The sequence below is a fragment of the Mesorhizobium waimense genome (genome assembly GCF_003601975.1).
Lineage (GTDB): Bacteria > Pseudomonadota > Alphaproteobacteria > Rhizobiales > Rhizobiaceae > Mesorhizobium > Mesorhizobium waimense.
Genome location: NZ_QZWZ01000002.1, coordinates 193,346 through 213,133, shown reverse-complemented (window position 1 = coordinate 213,133; position 19,788 = coordinate 193,346). Strand labels below are relative to the sequence as shown.

Genomic DNA, 19,788 nt, shown 5'->3' with positions numbered 1-19,788 from the left:
GCCGAGTTGCCAGCCATGGACGAAAAAATACCGACGCGCCGGCGCCCTGCCGATCTCACCAGCGGCCCGATCCCGCGTACGCTTTTGTTGTTCGCCCTGCCGGTGCTGGGCTCCAACGTGCTGCAATCGCTTAACGGTTCGATCAACGCCGTTTGGGTCGGCCGCTTCCTCGGCGAAGCGGCGCTGACCGCAACCTCCAATGCCAATCTGGTGCTGTTCCTGATCCTCGGCACGGTGTTCGGCATCGGCATGGCTGCTACCATCCTGGTCGCGCAATCGGTCGGCGCCCGCGACCTTGCCGAGGCGCGGCGCATCGTCGGCACCAGCGCCACCTTCTTCTTCCTCGTCTCGGTGTTACTCGCTGTCTGCGGCTGGATCTGGGTCGACGCCATCCTCAATACGCTGGGAACACCGGCTGACGCCTTGCCGCTCGCCCGTTCCTATCTGCGCATCATCTTCGTCGCCGTGCCGATGATGAACCTTCTGTCCTTCGTCATGACGGTGCTGCGCGGCGCCGGCGATTCGCGCACGCCTTTCTCTTTCATGGCGCTGGCCGTCGTGCTCGACATCGTCTTGAATCCGCTGCTCATCCGCGGCATCGGCCCCTTCCCCGAGCTCGGCATTGCCGGTTCGGCCACGGCGACGCTGATCGGCCAGACGGTGAGCGTGATCGCCATCCTCGTCGTGCTCTATGCGCGCAGGCATCCGCTGAGACTCGCCGGCGCCAACCTCGCCCTGCTGCGGCCGGATCCCGCACTGCTCAGGATCGTCGTCTTCAAGGGCGTGCCGATGGGCCTGCAGATGATCGTCATCTCGGCCGCGGCGCTGACCGTGATGGGGATCGTCAATTCCTACGGCTCGCGGGTCGGCGCCGCCTACGGCATCGCCGCGCAGCTCTGGACCTATATCCAGATGCCGGCTCTGGCGATCGGCGCCGCCGTTTCCTCGATGGCGGCACAGAATGTCGGCGCCGGGCGCTGGGACCGCATCGGCCGTATCGCCGCCTCCGGCGTCGGCTTCAACCTCGTGCTGACCGGCGCGCTGGTCTACCTGCTGTTCCTCTTCGACCGTTCAATCCTCAGCCTGTTCCTCAGCACCGACAGCGCGGCCATCGACATCGCCGCGCACATCAACAATGTCGCGTCCTGGTCCTTCATCCTGTTCGGCGTCACCATCGTGTTGTTCGCCACCGTGCGCGCCACCGGCGCGGTGATGCCGCCGCTGATCATCCTGGTCATCTCGGTGCTGATCGTGCGCACCGGCTTTGCCTATTTCTTCCGGAGCGTAATCGGCGAGGAAGCGCTGTGGTGGAGCTTTCCGGCCGGCTCGATCACCTCGCTGGCGCTTGCAGCAGTCTACTACCGTTTCGGCGGCTGGCGAACCATGCACATGATCGAGAACAGGCCGGCCGCCGGCGAACCGCCCGACACCGGCCTCGGCGTGCCGCGCCAGCGCGCAAACATGGCGCCAGAGACGCCGAACGGTTGATGCTCAGCGCGCGTATTTTGCGCCAAACCCAAGTGCCACCAGTGAAAAGATGGTGATCATGCCGGCAAAGGCGAGGCTTGCCGTGGTGGCACTTGTCCAGCTCGACAGAAGGCCGATGCCGATGACCGGCAGCGCATTACCGCAGAAGCAGCAGATGAAGAAGGCCGACACCACTTCGGCGCGACGATCAGCCGGCGCGATCTGGTTCACCACTTGCAGGCCGCCGCGATAGCCGAGCGCCGCTGCCACGCCGCAGCAGGCCGTCGCTGCAATCATGATGGGCATGGATGCGAAGAATTGCGCGGCGACGACCAAGGCGACCGTCGGGATCATCAGCACCAGCGCCGCCAGCATGGTGGCGCGGCTCGAAAACCGCGTCGTCGCCAAGATGGTTGCCGCGGCCACGATCGACAATTCGAAGAACAGCGAGCCAGCCTCGGCATGGCTGGTCGCATGCAGCTGCTGTGCCAGGATGCTGGGCGCCAGAGCTGCATAGAAGCCAACCAGCGCCATGGCGCCGAAGCCGGTCACCGCGGGTGCCACGTAGCGCGCGCGGATGGCGCCGGGAACGGAGAGGCGTGGCTGCATGGAGACATCGGCGAGTCGTCCGGGACGCGCAAAGGTCTCGCGCGTGCGCCAGATCAGCACAGTGACCACGGCGAGCACCGCCAGGTAGGCGGCGAATGTCAGCCTCAGCGGCCATGGCGCATATTCGGCAAGCAATCCCGACACCAGCGCGCCAAGGCCAAGGCCCACGAAATTTGTGCCGGTGGCGATCGTGGCGGCGCGTGATTTATCGTCGCCGGCAATCAATTCAGCAAGCCAGGCAGTGCCGGTTCCCGCGCCGATACCTATGCCGAGGCCGCTCAGTATCCGGGCCACATCGAGCCAGGCGACATTCTCGGCGAACAGAAACAACAATGCGCTGACCACCGCAATCGTCATTGAGGCCAGCGCGGCAGGACGGCGGCCGATGATGTCGGACAATCTCCCGAACATCAGCAGAGCGCCGAGATTGCCGACGACATAGACGGCGTAAACCAGTGTCAGCGTGATCTGCGAGAAACCGAAGGCCTGCTTGTAGATGACGTAGAGCGGCGTCAGCGCCGTGCTGCCGGCGAAGAGCACAGCGATCATGGCTGCGACAGCGGTGATTGCAGCGCCACCACCGAGTTCGTTGTCTCTCGTCATGGTTTCAGCGTTGCTGGTCATTTCGACCTCTACTTTTTCTTTTCGGGGAAATCCGCCTAACGCCCATTTAGGGACGGCCGTTCCGCTTGCCGAATGCACTCCTGACAATCTTGCCAGGATGCCGGCGCCCTACATCGCCGGCGTGCTGCTCACCTTCATCAATCAGTGGATCGGTGTCGCCCTTTATGTGACGGTGGCCGTGATCTGGTTCGGGCCGGACAGGCGCTTCGAAAGGCTGATCGAAAAATAGCCGCCGCTACTTCCGCATCGCCTTCAGCTTTTCGGCGACCGATGCGGCAAGGTCGGCATAGCGCTCCTCCAGCCGCTCGGCCGCCTTGATGATCGGGAAATCATGGCCGAATTTCTCCAGCGCCATGCGCAGTTTCTCGACGAACTCGGCCTGTTTTTCCAGCGCCGAAAACAGCGTCTTCACCTGCGCCTCGCTGATCTCGGGGTTGGCAAGCATCTGCGGCACCTCGCGGCTCATCTGGTCACCGGTGGCGGTCTGCTCCTTCAGGATCTCGATCCAGTCGGTCAATCGGCAAATCCTTCCTCTGTTCGCGCAACATGCGCAGCGCATGCCAATATGGTCAACCCGAAGACGTCGAAGCGGACTTGCCTGGAGCGCATCGGACGCTAAGTTCGGCGCAACCCCGAACAAGGAAAAAATCATGACCAGCGATGCCGAAATCCAGACCGCTTTGCCCGCCCTCGCCTCCGGCAATGTTGCCGTCATCACCGGTGGCGCCAGCGGCATCGGTCTTGCCGCGGCAAAGCGGCTGGCAGCCATGGGCATGAAGATCGTGCTGGCCGACATCGGCGGTGCGCGTCTCGACGCGGCCCGTCAGGCGGTCGCGGCGATCGGCGGCGAGGATGCCGTGCTTGCCGTCGCCACCGACGTCGCCAAGGCCGACGACATCGACCGGCTGGCGCAAAAAGCGCTCGATGTCTTCGGCGGCGTGTCACTGCTGATGAACAATGCCGGTGTCGGCGACAATCCAGGAAAACCCTGGGAAAACCGCGATGCCTGGAAGCGGCTGCTCGACATCAATTTCTGGGGCGTCGTCCATGGCGTCGAGGCCTTTGCGCCGGCCATGCTGGCATCGGGCAAGCCCGGCCTGATCGTCAACACCGGCTCCAAGCAGGGCATCACGACGCCGCCCGGCAACCTCGCCTACAACGTCTCCAAATCAGGCGTGAAGACTTTCACCGAGGGCCTCGCGCATGCCCTGCGCAACGAGCCGGGCGCCAAGCTCTCGGCCCATCTGCTCATCCCCGGCTTCACCTTTACCGGCCTGACCGAAGGCGCGGTGGAAAAACCGGCCGGCGCCTGGACCGGCGAGCAGGTCATCGACTTCATGCTGGCATCGCTCAAGCGCGGCGACTTTTACATTCTCTGTCCCGACAACGAAGTGGCCCGGCCGACGGATGAAAAGCGCATGGCCTGGGCGATCGGCGACATCATCGAAAACCGCCCTGCTCTGTCGCGCTGGCACCCGGACCACAAGGACGCCTTCGCGGCATTCATGAACGACTGACAATCACGCGGCCTGGCTTTTGGCGCCGCGCTTCTGGGCCACCGCCTTCTTGGCGGCCATGTCGGCGATCTTCTTGTCATGCCGCTTTGCCGCCTGTTCGCATCTGGCGCGGATCTCCTCGACCTCGGTTTCGGTCAGATGCTCGATACCGATGAAAGTGTTGTGAGCCCGGCCGACCCGGATCAACTCATCGAGCTTGGCCTGGATCGCCGCGCCGTCGCGGTTCTGGGTGTTCTGGATCAGGAACACCATCAGGAAGGTGACGATCGTGGTGCCGGTGTTGATGATCAGTTGCCAGGTGTCGGAAAAGCCGAAGATCGGCCCGCTCACCGCCCAGACGACGATGACCAGGCAGCAGGCGGCAAATGTCAGCGGCAGCCCGGCAAGATGCGCGACCGTATTGGCGATCCGGGTGAAAAGCTTCTCGATCATCCAAAGACCTCGACGATTGGCGATATGCGTTCGGCTGGAGACGGTATTCATTGCGCAATCAGAAACTAACGGGGGCAGTTCCGGTTCCCGCCCAGCGCCATTTCGCCGGCCACAATCGGATACACGCGCAAAGCGTGGCTCCGGGAAAAACCGCCTTATGGGTTTGTTGCCATAGTGCCGGTGCAGGTCAAAAGCCTGTTCCTTCCGCCTTACGGCGGGTTTACCTCCTGCCCCTTCCGCTGCGCCACCCCCGCATGGCGGAAGGGGTTTTATCCCCAAATCAAGGCGCGTCGTTTTCCCAGCGGTCGAGGAAGGCCTCGATCGGCAATGCCTGCATGTCGGGAACGGCCCGGGCCAGTTTCTCCGGTGCCCAGTCCCACCATGCCAGGCTTTCGATCCGCGCTGCGATGTCGGCGGCAAAGCGCGGACGCAACTGCTTGGCCGGAACGCCGGCGACGATCGCATAGGCCGGCACGTCGCGTGTCACCACCGCGTTGGCGCCGACAATCGCGCCATTGCCGATCGTCACCCCCGGCATGATCACCGCGCCGTGGCCGATCCAGACATCGTGGCCGATGCTGACCGACTTTGCCTGGCGCCGCTCGCGGAAGCCGGCGTCGACGCCCAGCCAGCGGAAATACTCGTTCGGCCGGTAGCTGATCTTGTGCTGCGTCAGCCGCTCGATCGGATGCTCCAGCGCATTGATGCGGCTGTTGGCGGCAATCGAGCAGAACTTGCCGATCGTCGTGTAGATCGCTTCCGCATGGCGCTCGAAGTAAGAGAAGTCTCCGACCGTCACTTCGCGCAGCACGACCCGTTCGCCGATCGAGGCGTAACGTCCCAGCTTGCACGCCTTCAGCTCCGCGGTCGGATGAATGCGCGGCTCCGGGTCTTTCAGGACAAGATTTTCGGCACGGTCCATGCGGCGGCTTTACGCCCGAGCGATTGGTCCCGCAAGCGGGACCAATCGTCCATCTGTTGCCAGAACCTATTTCGGCTTGCCTTTGGTCCACACCACGTTCTGGCCGTAGAGCGGCACGGTGGTGACGGACATCTTCGCTGAACCGTCCTGGACCTGGCGCGAATGCGACAGATAGATCAGCGTCTCGTTGGTCTTGTCGTAGATGCGGTTCACCACCTGCTTCTTCCAGATCAGGCTGATGCCTTGCTTGAAGACTTCCTCGCCGCCCTCGCTCATATCGATGTCGCCGATGGTAATCGGGCCGGTTTGGCGGCAGGAGATCGAGGAATCCGACGGATCCTCGAACCAGTTGCCCTTCTGCAGGCGGTCGATGACGCCGCGGTCGAAATAGGAGACATGACAGGTGACGCCCTCCACTTTCGGATCCTTGATCGCCTCGACGATGATGTCGTTGCCGAGCCAGTCGACGCCGACCTTGCCCACTTCGTCCGCGGTGGCCGCACCGGTGCCAAGGACAAGGCATGCGGCCAGGGCGCCGCCGATCAGTTTTCGCAAATGAGCCTCCTGCGGTTCGCGTTTTGCCGACCTCAGGTGGGACGGGCGGCGGAACTTTGCAAGCAGATCGTCTCTGCGCCGTTTGCCGGTTGCGGCAACGCGACATCTTTGCGTGCGCCGCGCCAAACCGTTAAGAGTGTTCACCGAACAAGGGCTTGCTGCGTCGATCCGGCGCCTGCCATGACAATCACGACGGACACCCATTGATGATGCGTTCAATCCTGGTCGGCATTCTCGTCCTGATGGCGGCGGGCATCGGCTGGCTTACCTTCGACTGGTATCGCGGCCACTATGGCGGCGAGCCGTTCGGCACGCCGTTCACATTGGTCGACCAGAAGGGCGCTCCGATCACCGAAGCCGCGTTCAGGGGCCGTCCCAGCGTCGTCTTCTTCGGCTTCACCCATTGCCCGGAAGTGTGCCCGACAACGCTCTTCGAACTGGCCGGCTGGCTGAAGACGATTGGCGACAGCGGCAAGAACCTGAATGCCTATTTCGTCACCGTCGACCCCGAGCGCGACACGCCCGAAGTGATGAACACCTATGTCAGCAATTTCTCCGACCGAATCGTCGGAATCACCGGCGATCCGGACAAGGTCCATGCCATGGCCAAGGGCTTCAGCATCTACTGGAAGAAGGTCGACACCGGCGACGGCGACTACACGATGGACCACACCGCCTCGGTGCTGCTGCTGAATGCCAGGGGTGAGTTCTCCGGCACCATCGCCTATGGCGAAAGCCCGGATACGGCCATCGCCAAGCTGAAGCGGCTGGCGGCGGGCTGAGACACAGCTCATGACGCAGACGCGGCTCTACTTCACTACCGGCAAGATCGAGGCCGAGCGTATCTTCGCGGCGCTCGGCGCCGCCTTCGAAGAAGAGGGCCTGCCAATCGCCGTGCTCGAGGTCGACGAGGATCGTGATATCCACGAAGTGTCGCTCTATGCCGACGGCGACATCGATGTGGTCGAGACAAGGCTGAAAGACATCCTTGCCGGGCTCGCGCTGACAAAACCGATCGAGCGCGAGGCGCTCCCCGATATCGACTGGGTGACGCGCTCGCTGGAAGGGCTGAAGCCGGTGCGCGCCGGGCGTTTCTTCGTCCATGGCGCGCATGACCGCGACAGGCGCCGCAGCGGCGACCTCGCCATCGAGATCGAGGCCGGCCTTGCCTTCGGCACCGGTCATCACGGCACCACATCGGGTTGCCTGGAAATGCTGGAGCAGGTCGTGCGCCGCGAGCAGCCGCGCAACGCGCTCGACCTCGGTACCGGCAGCGCCGTGCTGGCGATCGCGCTGGCAAAACTCGCGCATATTCCGGTGCTGGCGACCGACATCGATCCGGTCGCCGTCAAGGTCGCCGCCGGCAATGCCCGCCTCAACCACGTCAAGGCGCTGGTCGAAACGGTGACGGCGCCGGGCTTCCACCACCCGATCTTCGGCAAGCGCGCGCCGTTCGACCTTATCGTCGCAAACATATTGGCGCGTCCGCTGATGCGGCTGGCACCGGAAATGGCCAGGCATATATCGCTGGGCGGCTCGATCGTGCTCTCGGGCATTCTCGACCGCCAGCGCGACGCGGTGGTCTCGGCCTATGTCGGCCATCAATTCCGGCACGTCCGTACCTTGCATCGCGAGGGCTGGGTGACGATCCACCTCAAGCGCTGAGACACAGAGGCGGCTGGACCAAACCCAGCCGGTTGTCAGGCAAGCAGCGCTGTAGCAGTTTGCCCCTGCGCAACGCCCCTGCCGGAAATCGATTCCGATCCTTGGGGTCATGCGTTACGCTTGCGGCAAGAGGAGAGGCCATCATGTTCCAGACCTTCGATTCCGCCGGCGATCCTAGTGTCGGCAAGCCGCGTGTGGCGCTGCTGCGCCAATGGCTGGAAGCCAACGGTCTGGACGGTTTCATCGTGCCCCGCGCCGACGAGCATCAGGGCGAGTACGTCGCCGATCGCTCGGCGCGGCTGAAATGGCTGACCGGCTTCAGCGGCTCGGCCGGCGCCGCCATCGTGCTTGCCGCCCGCGCCTTCATGTTCGTCGACGGGCGCTACACCTTGCAGGTGCGCAGCGAGGTCGATCTCGACATTTTTTCAATCGAGAGCCTCGTCAACAATCCGCCGGCCAGCTGGATCAAGGACAATCTCGGCAAGGGTGCCAGGCTCGGCTTCGACCCCTGGCTGCATACACTGAGCGAGATCAAGGCGCTGAAAACCTCGGCCGAGCAATCCGGCGCGGTGCTGGTGCCGCTCGAAAAAAATCCGATCGACATCATCTGGAAGGACCAAACCGAGCCGCCACGCGAGCCGGTCGAGATCCACCCGATCGGCTTTGCCGGCGAACTGGCCAAGGACAAGCTGGTACGGCTGGCGGCGGCGATCGGCAAGGATGGCGCCACGCACGCCGTGCTGACCGACCCGTCCTCGATCGCCTGGGCCTTCAACATTCGCGGTGGCGACGTGCCGCACACGCCGCTGGCGCTCGGCTTTGCCGTGCTTGCCGCCGACGGCTCGCATCAGCTGTTCATGGACCAGCGCAAATTCTCGCGCACCGTCGCCGCCTACCTGACCCAGCTTGCCGAATTGCATGAGCCCGGCGAATTCGAAGCGGCCATCACAGCCCTTGCCAAGGGTGGTGCGAAGATTGCCCTCGACCCGGTGCTGGCGGCGGAGAAGCTGAAGATGCTGGTCGAGGACAATGGCGGCACTGTCGTTGCCGCGCCCGATCCCGCCCGCATTCCGCGTGCCACCAAGAACCCGGCCGAGATCAACGGCAGCCGCGCGGCGCATCGTCGCGACGGCGCCGCCATCGCCAAGCTGCTCTGCTGGCTCGATCGCCAGAAGCCGGGCAGCCTCGACGAGATCGCCGTCGTCACCAGGCTGGAGGAGACACGCCGGCAGACCGGCGAAGAGACGCAGATGCCGCTACGCGACGTCTCCTTCGACACCATTTCGGGCGCCGGCCCGAACGGCGCCATCATGCATTACCGCGTGTCCCGTGCCACCAGCCGCAAGTTAGCCGATGGCGAGCTGTTCCTGCTTGATTCTGGCGGGCAATATCAGGACGGCACCACCGACATCACCCGCACCGTGCCGATCGGCACGCCGACCGAGGAGATGCGCGAGCGCTTCACGCTGGTGCTGAAGGGCATGATCGGCATTTCCATGCTGCGCTTCCCCGCCGGCACGCGCGGTTCCGAGATCGACGCAGTGGCGCGCATGGCGCTGTGGAAACATGGCTGCGACTTTGCCCACGGCACCGGCCATGGCGTGGGCTCCTATCTGGCTGTGCATGAGGGCCCGCAGCGCATCGCCCGCACCGGCACCGAAAAGCTACTCGCCGGCATGATGCTCTCCAACGAGCCCGGCTACTACAAGGAAGGTTCCTACGGCATCCGCATCGAGAATCTCGTGCTGGTGACCGCCGCCGAGCCGATAGAGGGCGGCGACATCGCCATGCACGATTTCGAGACGCTGACGCTGGCGCCTATCGACAAGCGATTGATACGCACCGACCTTTTGACGCGTGACGAGCTGCACTGGCTCGACCAGTACCACGCGCGAGTGCTGGCCGAGATCGGACCGATGCTCGACGGTGAGACGCTGGCCTGGTTGGAGAAGGCGACGGCACCGCTGCCGCACGACGCCAAGATCTGATTTCTCGCAAGGCTCAAGGGTGTGTTGAGATTTCAGGTCAGGCCGCGCCGAGAATGGCGGTTTCCGAGAGCCGAAGCGGAGCGTACTTTTGGGTACGTGAGTACCGGAAGCGCAGGAACTGTCGTTCGCAGGCCGGCATCACCTGAATATCAATACCCTACCCGACGAACTGCCGCGCCAGGATCAGCACCGCCGTGCCCGCCAAAAACATCGCCATCAACCCACCGCGCAGCGACGCCAGCGCGGTCACGACCAGCGCGGCCCATTCGGCCGGGCCGGCGCTAAGTGCGGCTGGCGCCACCAGCGTCGTCAGCACCGCCGCCGGCACGGCGTTCAAGCCCGCCTCGACGCGCGGATGGATGTTTTCGAAGCGCGAGATGACCAGATGCCCGCCGACGCGGGTGAGATAGGTGGCGATCGCGCCGGCGATAATGATCCACAAGGTGGTGCTCATGGCCGCTCCCCCACGCCGCTATGGTGGGGCGGCAGGATGACCGCCAAAAGCACGCCGGCGATCGCGCCGATCGAAACGTGCCAGGGCGAACCCACCGTCTTGTAGGCAATTGTCGAGGCGACGGCGCTGGCCATGACCACAGGCAACCAGAGCGGCCGCTTGCGAAAGCCCATGACCAGGCCCAGGAAATAGATCGGCAGCAGGAAATCGATGCCCAGCGCATGCGTGTCGGGAATGAGGTTGCCGAACACCGCGCCGAGCGCGCTTTCGACCACCCAAAACACATAGACCGGCAGACCGAGCCCCAGATACCAGACGAAGCCGACCGTCTTGCCGGACGCCGCCCTTGCCTCGGCCACGGCATACTGTGGATCGGTCATGATGAAATAGCCGAGTGCCTGCTGGATGACAGGCCAATGCGAAATGCGACGGCCGAGGCCGGCGGAATAGAGAACATGGCGGAAGTTCACGGCGAAGATCGACAGCACGATCAGCCACGGCGCGACATGCTGGCCGAACAGTTCGATACCGACCATCTGGCTGGCGCCGCCGAAGACCAGGGCGCTCATCAGAAAGGCTTCGAGCACGGAAAATCCGTTGTCGACGGCAATCGCGCCGAACAGCAGGGCAAACGGCGCCGACGCGACCACGACCGGCATGCTCAGCCGCACGCCGTCCCAAAAATCGCTCTTCGTGCTGCCCTCGGAGATCACTTCCACAGCCATCGGCCACTCCTTCCCGAAGGGCCGTATGTAGGGAGCGCCTGCTTCCTTGTCACACCAATTCGCTTGAGCCAAACGATCAGCGGAAATGATCGCCGGTCGTGGTGATGTTATCCAGCCTTGCCCTGTATCGCCCTGCCCCAGTCGAGCAGCGGCCTGGCCCGAATGGTGAAATCGACGAGGTCGTCGACCAAGGCCGGCGTATGGATCGTCGCGGGATCGAAATTGTGCCGGACGGCGAAATGCCGGTTGCGGATCGCCTGGGCAAGGTCTGCGTCCGTGACATCCTCGAACCCACGCGGCGTGCGCTTCAAGCAGCCTTCGGTGTCGAGTTCGAGACCGGCTTTCTTCAGCGTCGTGGTCAGGGCGCGGAATACAGCCGGCTTCGTCGTGATGGCTTTGCGCATCGCCTGGAGCAATTCCGGGCCTGGCTGCCACCAGGCAACGCCGGCAAAGCAGCGGTCGAGCCCGATGTAGACGAAGAACACGCCCTGCTCCATCTTGGTGCCGTCGGGCGACAGGATTGCGGAAAGGTGCTGGTTGTAGGGCCGCTTGTCCTTGGAAAAACGCACATCGCGATTGATCCGGAACAGCGATTTCTTGCGGTCGCCGCGCAGGCCGAGCCCCGCCGCCAGGAAGCGCTCGGAAAGCGTTTCGACGAGATCGCAGAACGGCTCGTGGAGCTCGCTTTCGTAAAGCGCCCGGTTCTCCTGGAACCATTCCCGGCTCTGGTGGAAGTCCAGCGCCTTCAGGAATGGAATGGCCTTCTGCCCGAACCCTTTGAACGCGCCGGCCATCAGCCGCCCCTGCCGATCCGCTGCAACCAGGTGTCCTCGTCGATCACTTCGATGCCGAGATCCGTGGCAACTTTCAGCTTCGAGCCGGCACCTGGCCCAGCCACCACCAGATCGGTCTTCGCGGACACCGAGCCCGCGACCTTGGCGCCAAGACGTTCCGCCATCGCCTTAGCTTCGGAGCGCGTCACCTTTTCCAGCGTGCCGGTGAACACGATCGTCTTGCCGGCGACCTCGCTGCCGGCCGAGACATCCACAACGTACGGCTTCGGCTTGACCTGCTTGAGCAGCGCGTCAAGCACGTCATCGTTGCGTTCATTGCCGAAGAAATCGCGGAGTGCACCGATCACCGTGTCGCCAATGCCGTTGATCGATGGGAAAACGCTGTGCGGATCGGCAGCCGCCGCCGTCTCCTTGCCGATGCGGATCAATTCCTCGATGGTCGAGAAGGTCCGGGCAAGCACGGCCGCCGTTGTATCGCCGATATGGCGGATGCCCAGCGCGAAGATGAAACGGTCGAGCTCCGGTTCGCGGCGAGAGTCGATGGCTGCAAAAAGCTTGTCGAGACCTTCATAGTTGCGGTCCTCGACGCTGCGCACATTCTTGCGCGTCTTGCCCGACGCGGCCTCGCGCTGCCTTGCCTGCTCCTCGCGCCGCTCGGCCAGCGCCTTGGTGACGGCGGGACGACGTTCCTTGAGCGTGAAGATATCGGCGGCTGTCTTGATCAATCCCGCATTGAAGAAGGTGTCGATATTCTCGGCGCCCAGCCCTTCGATATCCATGGCGCCGCGTGACACGAAGTGGCGCAGTCCCTCCACGGCCTGCGCGGCGCAGATCAGTTCGCCGGTGCAGCGCCGGCGCGAATCCTCCTTGCCGGTCTTCTCGTTGATCTCGCGCGTTGCGGGTGAGCCGCAGATCGGACAGCTAGGTGGGAACTCGTAAGGCGCGGCATCGGACGGACGTTTGTCGATGACGACGCTGACGATCTGCGGGATGACATCCCCGGCCCGCTGAATCACCACCGTGTCGCCGATGCGTATATCGATGCCATCACGGATCGGCTGGCCGTTGCTGTCCAGGCCCTTGATGTAGTCTTCATTGTGAAGCGTGACGTTTTCGACCACCACGCCGCCGACCGTGACGGGCGCCAGCCTTGCAACAGGCGCCAGCGTGCCGGTACGGCCGACCTGAATGTCGATCTTTTGCACGGTCGTCATCGCCTGTTCGGCCGGGAATTTGTGAGCGACGGCCCAGCGTGGCTCACCGGTGACGAAACCCCACCTGCGCTGCAATTCCAGCTGGTCGACCTTGTAGACGACGCCGTCTATATCGTAGCCCAGCGATGAGCGCTGCTCCTCGATCAGATGATAGTGCGCGACCAGTTCCTCGACCGACTTCGCCCGTACCATCAGCGGACTGATCTTGAACCCCCAATCCGCGAATCTTTGCACCGACTCGTACTGGGTCGGAGCCGGATCCTCCGACGTGTAGCCCCAGGCATAGGCGAAAAATTTGAGGTTGCGGCTGGCGGTGACCGATGGATCCTTCTGCCGCAGCGACCCGGCCGCCGTGTTGCGCGGATTGACATAGTCCTGGCCACCGGCCGCGGCCGAGCGTTGCTTCAGCGCCTCGAACTCCGCGTAGGTCATATAGACCTCGCCACGTATTTCGATCGTGTCAGGCCAGCCCGAGCCCTTGAGTGTCTTCGGGATGTCGGCGATCGTCTTGAGATTGGCGGTGATATCCTCGCCGACGGCCCCGTCGCCGCGCGTTGCGCCCTGCACGAACACGCCGCCTTCATAACGCAGCGAAGCCGACAGCCCGTCGATCTTCGGTTCAGCCGTAAAGGCGATGTCGAGATCCTTGTCGCGATCGAAGAACCGCCGGCCACGTTCGATGAAGTCCGTCACATCCTCGTCGGTGTAGGCCTTAGCGAGGCTGAGCATCGGCACCGCGTGACGCACCTTGGCGAAGCCCTCCGCCGGCGGCGCGCCGACCCGGCGCGAGGGCGAATCCTCGCGCACTAGACCGGGGAACCGTTCCTCGATGGCAAGGTTGCGCCGCGCTAGCGCATCATATTCGGCGTCCGAGATCGTCGGCGCGTCCTCGGTGTGATAGCGCCGGTCGTGCTCGGCGATCTCCGCCGCCAGCCGCTTCAGCTCACTGGCTGCCTCGCTTTCGCTGAGCGAATCGACAGGTTTTTCCGACATGCTTTTCTTCCCTGAACGTGGCGCGACACAATAGAACAGGATTCTCCCATGAGGGAGAGACCAGGCACGGGAAAATCATTCCTGAACAGCGGGATGGAGCCATATCCTGACTCTGTCCGAATGACCGGGCTTCGGCGTCGGACCGCGTGTGGCTAAGCCGCGGCCGTATTCTCGCGCAGCAGCCGTTCGGCCGCGGCGCGGGCCTCGTCGGTGATGGTGGCGCCAGCCAGCATGCGCGCGATCTCTTCCTGGCGCGCCGCCCGGTCCATCTCGGCGATGCCGGTGGCGACCTTGTCGGTGCCGCCGGATTTTGAGATCAGGAAATGCGTCGCCGCACGCGCCGCGACTTGCGGCGCATGCGTCACCGAAAGCACCTGCACGCGCTTTGACAGTCGCGCCAGCCGCTGGCCGATAGCGTCGGCGACAGCGCCACCCACGCCGGTGTCGATTTCATCGAAGACCAGCGTCGGCGCCGAGCCGCGATCGGCCAGCGCCACCTTGAGCGCCAAAAGGAAACGCGAAAGCTCGCCGCCCGAAGCGACCTTCATCATCGGCCCAGGCCTGGTGCCCGGATTGGTGCGCACCCAGAACTCGACCTGGTCGATACCCTCTTCCATGCGGCTTTCGGCATCGCTGGTCATCGCGACGATGAACTCGGCCCGCTCAAGCTTCAGCGCCGGCAGTTCGGCCATCACCGCCTTGGTCAGCCCGGTCGCCGCGACGTAGCGAAGCGAGGACAGCTGTGCGGCGGAAATGTCGTAGGCCTCGCGCGCCGCGGCGGCCTGCTTCTCCAGCCCATGCAGGCGCTCCTCGCCGGCATCGAGGTCGGCAAGATCAGCCGACATCGTGTCGCGCAGCTGCGCCAGATCGTCGACCGCCACGCTGTGCTTGCGCGAGGCGGCGCGCAGCGCAAACAGCCGCTCTTCCGCCTTTTCCAGCCGCTGCGGATCATATTCGGTGGCGCGAAGCGCTGCCTCGACAGCCGACTGCGCCGCATCGAGCGACAGCATTGCCTCGTCGAGCGATTTGACCACATCGTCGAGCAGCCCCGGCGCTTCGCTCACCTTGCGCTGCAGGCGTCGGAGCAGGCTGGCCAGTTGCGGCAGCGGCGAGGACGGCCCCGACAGCACGTCCTGCGCGTCATGGATCTCGGAGGCGATCTTCTCCGCCCGCATCATAGTAGCGCGCAGCTCCGCCAGCTGTGTCTCTTCGCCGGGCTGTGGGTCGAGCTTGGCCAGTTCCGCCACCGAGGCGCGCAGATAATCTGCCTCGCGGGCCGCCGCCTCGACCTTGGCGCGGTGTTTGGCAAAGTCCTGCTCGCAGCCCCGCCAATAGCGCCACGCTTCGCCCGCCGCCCGGGCAGCGCCGAGATGGCCGCCGAAACTGTCGAGCAAGTCGCGATGCGCGCCGGGATCGACCAGGGCGCGCTCGTCATGCTGGCCGTGGATCTCGACCAGCGCATGGCCGATATCGCGCATCAGGGTGACGCTGGAGGGCTGGTCGTTGACGAAGACGCGCGTGCGGCCATCGGCCGTCTGCACACGGCGCAGCAGGATGTCGCCGTCATCCTCGATGGCGTTTTCGGCAAGCAGCGCGCGAGCAGGATGGTTGCGCGGCACGTCGAACACCGCGATCACCTGGCCCTGTGCCGCGCCGTGGCGGACCAGGGAAGCGTCGCCGCGGGCGCCAAGCGCCAGCGACAACGCGTCGAGCAGGATGGATTTTCCGGCGCCGGTTTCGCCCGTCAGCACGGAGAGGCCGGGCAAGAAGTCGATGTCCAGCTTCTCGATCAGAACGATATCGCGGATCGACAGCCTGGAAAGCATCAGGCGCCGGTGATCAGCTTCCCGGCCTTGGAGATCCACGACCCGGCATTCTCACGCGGCTGAAGCCCGTTGCTCTGCAGGAGCTTGTAGGAATCCTTGTACCACTGGCTGTCGGGATAGTTGGTGCCGAGCACGGCCGCCGCGGTCTGCGCTTCCGACGTCAGCCCCATCGCATAGTAGCTCTCGGTCAGACGGGCCAGCGCTTCCTCGACATGGCGGGTGTTGGAATAGTTCTCGACCACACTGCGGAACCGCTTGACGGCGGCGATGTATTCGCGGCGCTCAAGATAATAGCGGCCGATCTGCATCTCCTTGCCAGCCAGCTGGTCGTTGGCGAAGCGGATCTTTTCCTTGGCGTCGTCGACATACTCCGACGTCGGCCAGCGCGTCACCAGATCCTGCATGGTCTGCACGGTCTGACGCGCTTCCTTCTGGTCCTGGGTGACGTCCTTGATCTGCCGGTAGTAGCTCAGGCCGATGATGTACTGCGCGTAGGCCGCATCGTCAGTCGACGGGTAGAGCGTCAGATAGCGCTTGGCCGAGCCGATCGCCTCGTCATAGTGGCCTGCGCGGTAGTCGGCAAAGGCGCCCATCACCATCGATTTGCGGGCGAATTCCGAATAGGGGTGCTGGCGGTCGACAGCGTCGAACTTCTTGCTCGCCTCGTCCAGACGGCCGGCGTTCAAATTGGCCAGGCCCTGATTGTACAGAACGTCGGCCGGCTCGGTCTGGTCGACATAGGTCGACAGGTCGACGTCTTTTTCGGACGACATGCAGGCCGACAGGAAGAGCGATGGGACAACCACCGAAAGCGCCAGGAAAACAGCCCTATGCGGCGCTTTCGATTGACCAACTCGCTTGAAGAACATGATTGGATTCCGCCCTTTCGGCGTCATTTCAGTCGTCATTTCGGGTCTGGGGCAGCAGCCATAAACCATAACCGCCTTGCCCGGCAACGCTATCTCCGGCCAATCGCACATTTTTGTGGCGGTTTGGCGGTAGGCGCATGATCGTATGATTTCACCAACCCGTGATGCATCCATGCAACACAAGCCAGCCGCCAGCAAGCCAGAAAATCGTTAAGAATCAGATCATCCAGGGCGCATAGACGGGCGCGCTGACGGCGCTCATCTCGGCACTCCGGCCGCGTTCGCGGCGCGTTGTCTCGACGATCTCGAACGCCGAACGGTCGGACAAAAGCCGCCGCAAAGCCGCCGCATTCATCCTGTGACCGCCGCGATAGGATCGGAAGCAGCCGATGAAGCGGGCGCCGGCCAGCGCCAGGTCGCCCATCGCGTCCAGCGTCTTGTGGCGCGCGAACTCATTGGGATAACGCAGGCCGCCCATGTTGATGACGCGGTTGTCGTCGCCGATCACCAGCGAGTTTTCCAGCGACGAGCCAAGCGCGTAGCCGGCCGCCCACAGGCGCTCAACATCCTTCATGAAACCGAACGTGCGGGCCCGCGCGATGTCGCGGCGGAAAATGTCAGCATTGATGTCGGATGCGAAGAGCTGGCGGCCGATCGCCGGGCTCTCGAAATCGATCTCGATCTCGAAGCGGGTGCCGTCATAGGGCCGAAACTCCGCCCAGGACGCGCCGTTCTCGATGCGAACCGGCTTGACCACCCTTATATAGCGGCGCTTGACCGGCAGCGTCTCGACGCCGGCCTGGTCGAAGGCCTCCACGAACGCAATCGCGCTGCCGTCCAGGATCGGGACTTCAGGACCGTCGATCTCGATGATGAGGTTGTCGAGGCCAAGGCCGAACACCGTGGCCATCAGATGCTCGACGGTGCCTATGTGGTCGCCCGCCGGATCCCCCAGCATGGTGCAGAGATCGGTCGCGCCGACTTCGGAAACAAGGGCGCGGAACTCGCGGCTCTCGCCGCCATTCGTAAGCTGGAAGAGGATACCGGTGTCTGCGTCCGCGGGCAGGAAATGAACGGTAACGGGCTTGCCGCTGTGAACGCCGGTACCCGTCAACGTCGCACGCGATTTAAGTGTCGTCTGATAGTCTTGCAAGACAAACCCCATAAGCCCAAACTGCCATCGTCCGCTTCATCAGCCCTGAGGGCGCGCGGCTCTTGAAGTGATCGGCAGGCAGGGCCAACTCCCCGAATCCCGGCAAACCGAAGGTAATCCGGGCGAAGATAGTGGTCCGGCTGGGAGACTCCAAATCACGGTTTCTTTCCTGCCGTAACCGCGACATGGAGCGAGACACCTCTCGTAACACTCTGTTTTACAACTTCTTTTTGCGTCAACAGGCAAACAATCGCTTGTCTGCCTGTTAACAATTGTTACGGACCGTTAACAGCTCAGTTGGCCTGACGGCGCAGGAAAGCCGGAATCTCCAGCTGGTCGTCTTCCTGCACAGCCCGGCTCTGCGGCGTCAGCCGGCCCTGGTCGTCAAGCTGCCCGCGGCGCGGCGCGTAGAGCTGCGGATCCTGGCTGGCAAGACGGCGCACTTCCGGTGCCGCCTGGCGCAGTTTGGGTTCGCGCGGTTGCGCCGGCTGCAACCGTGCAGGCTCTTCCTCGCGACGCGTCAGCCCGTTGGTCAGGCGCTTGAGCAGGCCCATCGGACCGCCGTTCTCATGGTGGTCGACCGGGCGGCTCTTGGCTTCCACTTCCGCCTTCACCACCGGCGGAAAGTCCTCGACGCGCGGCATGCGCTGCGGCGCGGCGGCAACTGGCTGCGGCATTTCCCGCAGCGGTGCGGGCTGCACGACCTGCTGCTGAACGACCGGCTGCGGCTGGGCAGGCGGCGCCTGGAAGATCTTGCTCTGCGGACGGAAATCTTCCGCATGCGCCATGGGCGCCGGACGCGCCATGGCGGCCGCATTGGCTTCGGCAAGCTGGATGGCCTCAGCCACCGGATCCACCGCGCGCGGTTCGTATGCCGCCTGCTGGACAGGTGCCGGACGGCTTTCCGCGATCGCGACTGCCGGGCGGCTGACCGGCTTTTGCGGCGCGGCGCGGATCGAGATCGGAGCAGCGGCGATTTCGGCCGCCGACTTGTCGATGCCGGTGGCGACCACCGAGACCCGGATCACGCCTTCGAGCTCTTCGTCGAACGTGGCGCCCAGGATGATGTTGGCGTCCTGGTCGACCTCTTCGCGGATGCGGGTCGCGGCCTCGTCGACCTCGAACAGCGTCAGGTCGCGGCCGCCGGTGATCGAGATCAGCAGGCCCTTGGCACCCTTCATCGAGGTCTCGTCGAGCAACGGGTTGGCGATCGCCGCCTCGGCGGCGGCCATGGCACGGCCCTCGCCCGAAGCTTCGCCGGTGCCCATCATCGCCTTGCCCATCTCGCGCATTACCGAACGGACGTCGGCGAAGTCGAGATTGATCAGGCCTTCCTTGACCATCAGGTCGGTGATGCAGGCGACGCCGGAGTAGAGCACCTGGTCGGCCATGGCGAAGGCATCGGCGAAGGTGGTCTTGTCATTGGCCAGCCGGAACAGGTTCTGGTTGGGGATGACGATCAGCGTATCGACGCATTTCTGCAGTTCCTCGATACCCAAATCGGCCGTCTTCATGCGGCGCTGGCCTTCGAAATGGAACGGCTTGGTGACGACGCCGACGGTAAGGATGCCCTTTTCGCGCGCGGCCCGCGCAACCACCGGCGCAGCACCCGTGCCGGTGCCGCCGCCCATGCCGGCGGTGACGAAGCACATATGGGTGTTGGAGAGATGATCGATGATCTCGTCGATGCACTCCTCGGCCGCCGCGCGCCCGACTTCCGGCTGCGATCCGGCACCGAGCCCCTCGGTGACATGCGCGCCGAGCTGGATCAGCCGCTCCGCCTTCGACATCGTCAATGCCTGGGCGTCGGTGTTGGCCACCACGAACTCGACACCGCGCAAGCCGGCGGTGATCATGTTGTTGACGGCATTGCCGCCGCCGCCGCCGACACCGAACACGGTGATGCGTGGCTTCAGCTCGGTGATGTCCGGCTTTTGCAGATTGATCGTCATTGTCTCCGTCCTTTGCCTTTCCCGCCGCT

Annotated in this window: 19 protein-coding genes; 6 read left to right on the top strand and 13 right to left on the bottom strand. The window is 64.0% G+C overall.

Going from position 1 to position 19,788, the window contains the following annotated elements:
* Positions 1-15: 15 nt before the first annotated feature.
* Positions 16-1,488: an MATE family efflux transporter gene (locus tag D3227_RS03570; RefSeq protein WP_120012584.1), complete on the top strand. Its 1,473-nt coding sequence runs from the start codon at positions 16-18 to the stop codon at positions 1,486-1,488.
* A 3-nt stretch (positions 1,489-1,491) separates the two neighbouring features.
* Here D3227_RS03570 and D3227_RS03565 read toward each other — a convergent pair whose 3' ends face one another.
* Positions 1,492-2,700, bottom strand: a complete 1,209-nt coding sequence (locus tag D3227_RS03565; protein WP_120012582.1) for an MFS transporter — start codon at positions 2,698-2,700, stop codon at positions 1,492-1,494.
* A 97-nt stretch (positions 2,701-2,797) separates the two neighbouring features.
* Between D3227_RS03565 and D3227_RS43695 the strand changes: the two genes are divergently transcribed.
* Positions 2,798-2,929 carry a hypothetical protein gene (locus tag D3227_RS43695; RefSeq protein WP_281034890.1) on the top strand — a complete coding sequence of 44 codons (132 nt, stop codon included), beginning with the start codon at positions 2,798-2,800 and terminating at the stop codon, positions 2,927-2,929.
* A 6-nt stretch (positions 2,930-2,935) separates the two neighbouring features.
* Here D3227_RS43695 and D3227_RS03560 read toward each other — a convergent pair whose 3' ends face one another.
* Positions 2,936-3,217, bottom strand: a complete 282-nt coding sequence (locus D3227_RS03560; protein WP_120012580.1) for a hypothetical protein — start codon at positions 3,215-3,217, stop codon at positions 2,936-2,938.
* Between the two features lie 133 nt (positions 3,218-3,350).
* On the opposite strand from D3227_RS03560, the gene D3227_RS03555 reads away from it, so the two are divergent.
* Positions 3,351-4,217 carry an SDR family NAD(P)-dependent oxidoreductase gene (locus D3227_RS03555; protein ID WP_120012578.1) on the top strand — a complete coding sequence of 289 codons (867 nt, stop codon included), beginning with the start codon at positions 3,351-3,353 and terminating at the stop codon, positions 4,215-4,217.
* Positions 4,218-4,220: 3 nt separating this feature from the next.
* Here D3227_RS03555 and D3227_RS03550 read toward each other — a convergent pair whose 3' ends face one another.
* The 3 genes from D3227_RS03550 to D3227_RS03540 form a co-directional block, all read right to left on the bottom strand.
* Positions 4,221-4,649, bottom strand: a complete 429-nt coding sequence (locus D3227_RS03550) for a low affinity iron permease family protein (protein WP_167480579.1) — start codon at positions 4,647-4,649, stop codon at positions 4,221-4,223.
* Positions 4,650-4,929: 280 nt separating this feature from the next.
* Positions 4,930-5,571, bottom strand: a complete 642-nt coding sequence (locus D3227_RS03545) for a DapH/DapD/GlmU-related protein (protein ID WP_120012576.1) — start codon at positions 5,569-5,571, stop codon at positions 4,930-4,932.
* 66 nt (positions 5,572-5,637) lie between these two features.
* Entirely contained in the window at positions 5,638-6,126 is a 489-nt protein-coding gene (locus tag D3227_RS03540; protein ID WP_120013035.1) for a CreA family protein, read from the bottom strand.
* Between the two features lie 206 nt (positions 6,127-6,332).
* Here D3227_RS03540 and D3227_RS03535 point away from each other — a divergent pair, with 206 nt between their 5' ends.
* The 3 genes from D3227_RS03535 (at position 6,333) to D3227_RS03525 (ending at position 9,779) form a co-directional block, all read left to right on the top strand.
* The gene (locus D3227_RS03535; RefSeq protein WP_120013034.1) at positions 6,333-6,908 is read left to right on the top strand and encodes an SCO family protein; all 576 of its coding nucleotides are present in this window, start codon (positions 6,333-6,335) and stop codon (positions 6,906-6,908) included.
* A gap of 10 nt (positions 6,909-6,918) precedes the next feature.
* Positions 6,919-7,791 (top strand): 50S ribosomal protein L11 methyltransferase, encoded by an 873-nt coding sequence (locus D3227_RS03530; protein WP_120012574.1) that lies wholly within the window; start codon positions 6,919-6,921, stop codon positions 7,789-7,791.
* A gap of 143 nt (positions 7,792-7,934) precedes the next feature.
* Positions 7,935-9,779 carry an aminopeptidase P family protein gene (locus D3227_RS03525; RefSeq protein ID WP_120012572.1) on the top strand — a complete coding sequence of 615 codons (1,845 nt, stop codon included), beginning with the start codon at positions 7,935-7,937 and terminating at the stop codon, positions 9,777-9,779.
* A 157-nt stretch (positions 9,780-9,936) separates the two neighbouring features.
* Here D3227_RS03525 and D3227_RS03520 read toward each other — a convergent pair whose 3' ends face one another.
* The 8 genes from D3227_RS03520 to ftsZ all read right to left on the bottom strand — a co-directional run bounded on the left by D3227_RS03520 (position 9,937) and on the right by ftsZ (position 19,759).
* On the bottom strand, positions 9,937-10,233 hold the full coding sequence (locus tag D3227_RS03520; protein ID WP_006204878.1) for an AzlD family protein: 297 nt from the start codon (positions 10,231-10,233) through the stop codon (positions 9,937-9,939).
* The gene (locus D3227_RS03515; protein ID WP_120012570.1) at positions 10,230-10,958 is read right to left on the bottom strand and encodes an AzlC family ABC transporter permease; all 729 of its coding nucleotides are present in this window, start codon (positions 10,956-10,958) and stop codon (positions 10,230-10,232) included. Before D3227_RS03515 ends, D3227_RS03520 begins: the two co-directional genes overlap by 4 nt.
* A gap of 107 nt (positions 10,959-11,065) precedes the next feature.
* Positions 11,066-11,752 (bottom strand): DUF2461 domain-containing protein, encoded by a 687-nt coding sequence (locus D3227_RS03510; protein ID WP_120012568.1) that lies wholly within the window; start codon positions 11,750-11,752, stop codon positions 11,066-11,068.
* A complete protein-coding gene (gene ligA / locus D3227_RS03505) occupies positions 11,752-13,959 on the bottom strand; it encodes an NAD-dependent DNA ligase LigA (protein ID WP_120012566.1) in 2,208 nt (735 codons plus the stop codon). Before ligA ends, D3227_RS03510 begins: the two co-directional genes overlap by 1 nt.
* 152 nt (positions 13,960-14,111) lie before the next feature.
* The gene (gene recN, locus D3227_RS03500) at positions 14,112-15,785 is read right to left on the bottom strand and encodes a DNA repair protein RecN (protein WP_120012564.1); all 1,674 of its coding nucleotides are present in this window, start codon (positions 15,783-15,785) and stop codon (positions 14,112-14,114) included.
* Positions 15,785-16,654 carry an outer membrane protein assembly factor BamD gene (locus D3227_RS03495; protein WP_120013033.1) on the bottom strand — a complete coding sequence of 290 codons (870 nt, stop codon included), beginning with the start codon at positions 16,652-16,654 and terminating at the stop codon, positions 15,785-15,787. The genes recN and D3227_RS03495 overlap by 1 nt, the downstream gene beginning before the upstream one ends.
* A 217-nt stretch (positions 16,655-16,871) precedes the next feature.
* Positions 16,872-17,819: a UDP-3-O-acyl-N-acetylglucosamine deacetylase gene (gene lpxC / locus D3227_RS03490; RefSeq protein WP_120012562.1), complete on the bottom strand. Its 948-nt coding sequence runs from the start codon at positions 17,817-17,819 to the stop codon at positions 16,872-16,874.
* 281 nt (positions 17,820-18,100) lie between these two features.
* Positions 18,101-19,759 (bottom strand): cell division protein FtsZ, encoded by a 1,659-nt coding sequence (ftsZ, locus tag D3227_RS03485; protein WP_120012560.1) that lies wholly within the window; start codon positions 19,757-19,759, stop codon positions 18,101-18,103.
* Between the last annotated feature and the right edge of the window lie 29 nt (positions 19,760-19,788).

Coding starts and splice junctions, on each gene's coding strand:
- D3227_RS03555 (WP_120012578.1), top strand. CDS start 3,351: ATGACCAGCGATGCCGAAATCCAGACCGCTTTGCCCGCCCTCGCCTCC.
- D3227_RS03550 (WP_167480579.1), bottom strand. CDS start 4,649: ATGATCGAGAAGCTTTTCACCCGGATCGCCAATACGGTCGCGCATCTT.
- D3227_RS03495 (WP_120013033.1), bottom strand. CDS start 16,654: ATGTTCTTCAAGCGAGTTGGTCAATCGAAAGCGCCGCATAGGGCTGTT.
- ligA (WP_120012566.1), bottom strand. CDS start 13,959: ATGTCGGAAAAACCTGTCGATTCGCTCAGCGAAAGCGAGGCAGCCAGT.
- lpxC (WP_120012562.1), bottom strand. CDS start 17,819: ATGGGGTTTGTCTTGCAAGACTATCAGACGACACTTAAATCGCGTGCG.
- D3227_RS03510 (WP_120012568.1), bottom strand. CDS start 11,752: ATGGCCGGCGCGTTCAAAGGGTTCGGGCAGAAGGCCATTCCATTCCTG.
- D3227_RS03565 (WP_120012582.1), bottom strand. CDS start 2,700: ATGACCAGCAACGCTGAAACCATGACGAGAGACAACGAACTCGGTGGT.
- D3227_RS03525 (WP_120012572.1), top strand. CDS start 7,935: ATGTTCCAGACCTTCGATTCCGCCGGCGATCCTAGTGTCGGCAAGCCG.
- recN (WP_120012564.1), bottom strand. CDS start 15,785: ATGCTTTCCAGGCTGTCGATCCGCGATATCGTTCTGATCGAGAAGCTG.
- ftsZ (WP_120012560.1), bottom strand. CDS start 19,759: ATGACGATCAATCTGCAAAAGCCGGACATCACCGAGCTGAAGCCACGC.
- D3227_RS43695 (WP_281034890.1), top strand. CDS start 2,798: ATGCCGGCGCCCTACATCGCCGGCGTGCTGCTCACCTTCATCAATCAG.
- D3227_RS03520 (WP_006204878.1), bottom strand. CDS start 10,233: ATGAGCACCACCTTGTGGATCATTATCGCCGGCGCGATCGCCACCTAT.
- D3227_RS03570 (WP_120012584.1), top strand. CDS start 16: ATGGACGAAAAAATACCGACGCGCCGGCGCCCTGCCGATCTCACCAGC.
- D3227_RS03530 (WP_120012574.1), top strand. CDS start 6,919: ATGACGCAGACGCGGCTCTACTTCACTACCGGCAAGATCGAGGCCGAG.
- D3227_RS03535 (WP_120013034.1), top strand. CDS start 6,333: ATGATGCGTTCAATCCTGGTCGGCATTCTCGTCCTGATGGCGGCGGGC.
- D3227_RS03545 (WP_120012576.1), bottom strand. CDS start 5,571: ATGGACCGTGCCGAAAATCTTGTCCTGAAAGACCCGGAGCCGCGCATT.
- D3227_RS03515 (WP_120012570.1), bottom strand. CDS start 10,958: ATGGCTGTGGAAGTGATCTCCGAGGGCAGCACGAAGAGCGATTTTTGG.